Below are 6,077 nucleotides of genomic sequence, written 5' to 3'. Positions count from 1 at the left end.
CCCGTGCCCATCGCCAGGCCGAGGTCGGCCTGCGCGAGCGCGGGTGCGTCGTTGACGCCGTCGCCGACCATGGCGACCTTTCGCCCTTCGTCCTGCAGCTGCGCGACCTGGACTGCCTTGTCCTGCGGACGCACGCCGGCGAGGACGCGGTCGATGCCGAGCTCGGCGCCGACGGACTCGGCGACCGCCTGCGCGTCGCCGGTGATCATGACGACCTGGGCGCCGACGGCGTGCAGCGCGTCGACGGCTTCGCGGGACTCGGGGCGGATCTCGTCGGCGAGGCGCAGCGCCCCGATCACGTCGCCGTCGGCGAGGACGTGGAGGATGATCGAGCCCTCCTCCCGCCAGGCGTCGGCGACGGGCAACTCACCGAGAGAGTGCTGCTCGAGCAGGTAGGGGCCGCCGACCTCGACGGTCTCGCCGCCGACCTCGGCCCTGACCCCGACCGCCGGCGACGAGGTGAAGCCGCTCGCGGACGGTACCGTCAGCCCGCGGCGCTCGGCCGCGCCGACGATGGCCCGGGCGAGCGGGTGCTCGCTGTCGGCCTCGGCGGCCGCTGCCAGCGCGAGGACCTCCCCTTCGTCACGCCCATGGGCCTCGATGCCGGTGACCGTGGGCTCGCCGCGCGTCAGCGTGCCGGTCTTGTCGAAGAGCACCGTGTCGACCGTGCGCATCGACTCCAGCGCGAGGCGGTCCTTGACGAGCACGCCACCGCGGGCAGCGCGCTCGGTCGCGATCGAGACAACGAGCGGGATCGCCAGGCCGAGTGCGTGGGGGCAGGCGATGACGAGGACGGTGATCGTGCGCACGACCGCGTCGTCGGGCAGGCCGATGAGTGTCCAGACGAGTGCGGTGATGATCGCCGCGCCGAGGGCGAACCAGAAGAGCCAACCCGCCGCCGTGTCCGCGAGGCGCTGGGCCCGTGACGACGAGGACTGGGCGTCGGCGACGAGCTTCTGGATGCCCGCGAGCGTGGTCTCGTCGCCGGTCGCCGTCACCTCGACCCGCAGACCGGAGTCGGTGGCGACGGTGCCCGCGACGACGGTGTCGCCGACCTCGCGACGCACCGTGCGCGACTCGCCGGTGACCATCGACTCGTCGATGCTCGCCGACCCCTCGACGACCCGCCCGTCAGCGGGCACGGATGCGCCGGGCCGGACCACGACGACGTCACGCACCGCCAGGGACGAAGGGGGGACCGTCACGATCTCGTCGCCCTCCACGCGCTCGGCCTCGTCGGGCAGCAGCGCGGCGAGCGAGTCGAGGGCGGAGGTCGTCTGGGCCAGGGAGCGCATCTCGATCCAGTGGCCGAGCAGCATGATGACGACGAGCAGGGCGAGCTCCCACCAGAAGCTCAGCTCGTGGTGCAGCAGCCCGAGACTCGCGCCCCACGACGAGACGAAGGCGACGGTGATCGCCAGCGCGATGAGCAGCATCATCCCGGGCTTGCGGGAGCGGATCTCGTCGACGGCGCCGGTGAGGAAGGGGCGCCCGCCCCAGGCGTACATCACGGTGCCGATGGCCGGAGAGATCCAGGTCGTCCAGCCGTCGTGCGGCAGGTCGTAGCCGATGAGGTCGGCGAACATCGCGTCGAAGCAGACGACCGGCACGGCCAGCACGAGCATGATCCAGAAGAGCCGGCGGAACTGCGCGACGTGGTCGCCGTGGCCCGCGTGCCCCATGTGCCCAGAATGCTCGTGGGACTCGTGGCCGGGCTCCGCCTGCTCGTGGTGCTTCGTGTGGTCGGTGCTCATACTCAGTGAACCTATACCCTAGGCGGGTATGTTCCCGCCCGACGGTCGCCCACAGTCGGTCCATGAGAATCCGTTGAATCCACAGGGGTTCAGGGGGTTCCCATCAGCCTCTATCGAACGTATGATCGAAGCATGTCAGAGGCGACGCAGTGGGGGGATCTGGGGCTCGTGTCGGGCCTGCGGGACTCGGTGCGGGCCCTGACGATCGCCGCCCTCGAGGTGCCGGATCTGTGGCGGGCGCCGGACGGGGAGCTGGCTGACGGGTTGGCTGCGATCGGTCGGGCGCGGGCGGTGCTCGAGGCGGCTGAGGTGGCGTTGGTGCGTGAGGGCATCTCGCGGGGTGTGCCGCAGCGGGAGTCGTGGTCGGACGCCGACTGGGTCGGGGTGAGTGAGGGTCGGTCGGCGCCGCGGCCGGCGGTGCGTCATGTGGCGTCGGTGGTGCGGGTGGCCAGGGCGGGTCTGCGGGCCCAGTCCGCGCTCGTCGACCATGCCGCGACGGACGAAGGCGGCGACCCCCAGTCGCAGGTCGAGGACCCGCAAGCGGTTGGGGATGAGCAGCCTTGGGCCGACCGGTCATCGCCGGCTGGGCTCGCGGAGGTGGTCGACTGCCTCGGGGCCGGGGAGCTCCCGCTGGGCAAGGCCGATCAGCTCGTCCGGTTCCACGAGGGGGTGTGTCGGGTGGCCGACCCGGACCTGCTGGCGGCCGACCTGGGGATCTTGCTGGGGCAGGCCAAGGACGACGTGATCAGAACGGGTCCGCAGGGTCGAGTCAGCCAGAGGGTGGACGGGCTGACCGAGCGCGAGCTGGCGGCGGCGATCACCCAGACGACACGAATGCTGCGTCCGGCCAAGGACCTCGCGGCGGATGACGAGCGGGCGCGGTCGGCGCGGTCGTTGACGAGTCACACCGATGCCAGCGGGCTGACGCGCTACAAGCTGGTGCTCGACGCGGAGGGCGCGGCGATCATCGACTCGGCGGTGGCGGGCTTGTCGAAGCCGGTCAAGGGTCCGGACGGTGAGCGTGACCCGCGGTCACCGGCGCGGCGGCGGGCCGATGCCCTGGTGACGGTTGTGGGTCGGGGGGTGTCCAGCCCGGGCGAGGTGGGCACGAGCGACAAGGCGCAGGTGATGGTGACGATCTCGATGGCCTCGTTGCTGACGGTCACGGACGGGACCTGCGGTGTCTGTGGCTCTCCGGGGGTCGGCGGACGCGGTGTCGCAGGGCAGCTGGGTGCTGGTGGTGTGGCCGGTGGTGGTCACGCCGGCGGGGTCACGGCCTCGGGGGCGGTGCTGTCGCCGGCGAGCGTGCGCAAGCTGGCCTGCGAGGCGGGGGTCATCCCGGTGATGCTCGGTGGTGAGGGCGAGCCGCTGGAGCTGGGCCGGGCAACGCGGTTCTTCACACCGGGGCAGAAGCGGTTGTTGTGGTTGCGGGACGGTGGCTGCACCTTCCCGGGGTGCACGATGCCCGCGCACTGGACCGACGCGCACCACGTGCAGTACTGGTCGCTGGGTGGGCGCACGGACATCGGCAATGCGGCGCTGCTGTGCGAGCGGCACCACACCCGAGTGCACCAGCAGGAGCTGACCTGCACGATCCGCGACGACGGGGTGACCTGGCACCTGTAGCCACCCCGCCCCGCGCCCGACCCCGGTCCGGGTCGGGCGCCTCCGCACGCCCCGGACCCGAGTTGGGGGGGCAATGACGTCGCATTTCCTTCAGGTCGTGCGAAGTCGGGGCCGGAGCCTGCATTGCCCAATGGCAATGCAGAACTGGGGCGGGTGGAGGCTGCATTGCCCAACGGCAATGCAGAGTCATGACCCGGAGCGACCGGCTGCCCCCTTCGCCGTGCCCGACGGTGCGGTGCGGTCCTACGCCGCTGTGGACGCGCAACGGGCGTCCGGGCCGAGTGGCCCGGGCGCCCGTTGCAGGGCGTCCTGCGGAAGGACTCAGTCGGTGACGGTGAACTCGATCGTCTCGGAGCTCACCCGACCGGTGCGGTCGGTGCTCGTCACCTTCGCGGTGTGCTCACCGGCGGCCAGGTCGGCGGGCAGCTCGAGGCGCCACAGGTGCATGCCGCTCTCGGCGACGCTGCCGCCGTGGACCAGCTGCTCCTGCGCGGCGACCGGGTCGGACCACAGGGCGCCGACCTTCTTGGCCTCGCCCTGCATCGCCTGGGTGCGCTCGGCCCCCTTCGCCTCGCCGCCGTCGAGCTCGACGTCGACCTCGGTGCCGGTCGACCCGGCGAAGACATTGGCCGTCAGGTAGGTGCCGTCGGCGAGGTCCGCCGCCGAGACCTCGGTGGGCCGCTCGAAGGCCGCGGCCTTGCCGACCTTCGACCGGTTGGCGTCGAACCAGTCGCGGTAGCGCGGCGAGTTGACCCCGAGCGCGAGCTGGACGGCGTCGTCCTCACCGGTGACGGTGAAGCGGTCGGTCGTCGACTGCGGCCGCGACTCCAGCGTGAGCACGCCGGGGCGGGCGCCGTCGCGCTGCAGGGCCGTCGGGTAACCGTCCTCGGTCACCCGACCGGAGTACCAGTCACCCGAGATCGCACCGGCGGTGATGTGGTCGAAGGGCAGCTCGTCGACGCCCCATGTCTTCGTCCAACCCTCGGTCGAGTCGCCCTCGCGCATGAACTCGGTCGTGTGGCTGTGGCCGCCGAAGGCGACCGCGTCGCGGTCCCCGACGATCTCGTGGATCTCCTTGATCTCCTTGACCTGGTGGCGCGTCTGCGACTGGTCGTTGTAGTTGAGCAGCGGGATGTGCGCGGCGAGCACGACGGTCTTGTCCTTGGGCGTCGCGGCGATGTCCTGCCGCAGCCACTCGACCTGCTCCTCGCCCAGACCGCCGGTGTAGTCCTCGCCGTCGCGGTACTGCACGGAGTCGAGCGCCACGACGTGCAGGTTGCCCACGTCGTAGGAGTAGTAGTCGGCGCCGAACTGCGAGCGATAGGTGTCGAAGCGGTTGGCGCTGTCGGCGGCGTCGTAGTCGAGGTCGTGGTTGCCGGGCAGCAGGCGGGCGGGGCCGTTGATCATCGAGGTGAGCTCGCGCGTGCGCGGGTAGAGCGAGAGGTCGTCGCCGACGATGTCGCCGAGGAAGAGCGCTCCGCACGAGCCGTAGTCGTTGCGCGCGGCGAGGTCGGCGAAGGCGCCGTCACGGGCGTAGCCGACCTCCTCCTCGTCGTAGGTCTGGACGTCGCCGGCCATGATGCAGCTCTGCTCCGGCTTCTTCGTCGCGGCGGAGCGCGCGAGAGGGAAGTTCACGGCCTCGGGCGCCGCGCCGGTGGGCTCGATGCCGCCGTACTTCAGCTCCGGCGAGCCCTCGGGCAGGTGGACGTAGCTGAACTGCGCGATGTTGTCCTCGTCCACCGGCACCGCGTAGCCGGCCGGCTGGGTGACGAAGACATTGGTGTTGTCGTCGACGGCCACCTCGTAGCGGCCCTTGGCGTCGGTCCGCACGACGTCGCGGCCGTTGGAGACGGCGACGCCCTTGATGCCGCGCTCGCCGCGGTCCTGGGTGGAGTTCTTGTTGCGGTCGTCGAAGACGACGCCGTCGACGGTCCGCTTGCTCTCGTCGTGGCCGGGGATGACCTCGACCTGTCCCGTCCAGGTGGCGTCACCTCCCTTCGACCCGGACGAAGGGGGGACCGCTGCATTGGTCGTGGGGGCCGCGATGGCGGCGGTCAGGGTCAGCGCCAGCGCGCCGGTGGCGACGGAAGGGAGGATGCTGGGTGCCTTGAGGGAGATCACGGGCTTCCTTCGGTGTGGGGTGCAGCCGCGTGTCGCGGCCGGACCCGAGGCTGGCAACCGGCGGTGAACCGCCCGTGAGCCGCAGGACGAGCGGCGGCGGCCTGCGGCGTCACGGCCGGTGAACTCCCCGCAAGGAAATGGTCAGGACACGTGAAGGAGCGCGACATGGGCACGGACCTCTTCGCCGGGGTCGCGGTGAGCGACCTGCCGCGGGCGACCGACTGGTACGAGCGACTCCCCAGTGGGCCCGTCGGCGGCGCCTGCGACTGGCCGAGATCGCCGAGCGCACCGTCATCGTCGACCTGAGGTCGGGGACGACGACGCAGGAGCTGTGGCGCGGGGCCGAGCAGGTGCCGCACTTCATCGAGTCGAGCGATGTCGTCGGCTGTCTCGACCTCATCGCGGCGGGCCGGGGCGTGGGCATCACGGCGTCGGCCACCGCAGACCACCACCCCGCTCCGGGTGTCGTCTACCGCCCGGTGACCGACGGTCCGCGGATCCCGGTGCGGCTGGCCTGGTGGCGCGACGCGCGGCCGCGCGGCCTCGACGACTCGTCGACGCGGTGCCGCGCGCGGC

5 protein-coding genes are annotated in these 6,077 nt (G+C 71.7%); 3 read left to right on the top strand and 2 right to left on the bottom strand.

All coding sequences use genetic code 11. From position 1 onward, the window contains the following. A partial coding sequence (locus AC2W7J_RS14585; RefSeq protein ID WP_485983265.1) for a heavy metal translocating P-type ATPase occupies window positions 1-1,754 on the bottom strand: 1,754 nt, incomplete at its 3' end. Between the two features lie 132 nt (window positions 1,755-1,886). Here AC2W7J_RS14585 and AC2W7J_RS14580 point away from each other — a divergent pair. Beyond that, the gene (locus AC2W7J_RS14580) at window positions 1,887-3,380 is read left to right on the top strand and encodes an HNH endonuclease signature motif containing protein (protein ID WP_485983263.1); all 1,494 of its coding nucleotides are present in this window, start codon (window positions 1,887-1,889) and stop codon (window positions 3,378-3,380) included. A 321-nt stretch (window positions 3,381-3,701) separates the two neighbouring features. Here the strand turns inward: AC2W7J_RS14580 and AC2W7J_RS14575 are convergent, their stop codons facing one another. Then, window positions 3,702-5,501 carry a calcineurin-like phosphoesterase C-terminal domain-containing protein gene (locus AC2W7J_RS14575; protein WP_485983261.1) on the bottom strand — a complete coding sequence of 600 codons (1,800 nt, stop codon included), beginning with the start codon at window positions 5,499-5,501 and terminating at the stop codon, window positions 3,702-3,704. 165 nt (window positions 5,502-5,666) lie between these two features. Between AC2W7J_RS14575 and AC2W7J_RS14570 the strand changes: the two genes are divergently transcribed. Then, on the top strand, window positions 5,667-5,807 hold the full coding sequence (locus tag AC2W7J_RS14570; protein ID WP_421007953.1) for a hypothetical protein: 141 nt from the start codon (window positions 5,667-5,669) through the stop codon (window positions 5,805-5,807). Beyond that, window positions 5,762-6,077 (top strand): LysR substrate-binding domain-containing protein (locus AC2W7J_RS14565; RefSeq protein ID WP_485983267.1); only part of this gene is annotated, 316 nt, incomplete at its 3' end. The genes AC2W7J_RS14570 and AC2W7J_RS14565, both read left to right, overlap by 46 nt.

Source organism: Janibacter sp. CFPM2_SD2, from assembly GCF_057364645.1.
This window is presented reverse-complemented; position numbering and strand designations above follow the sequence as displayed.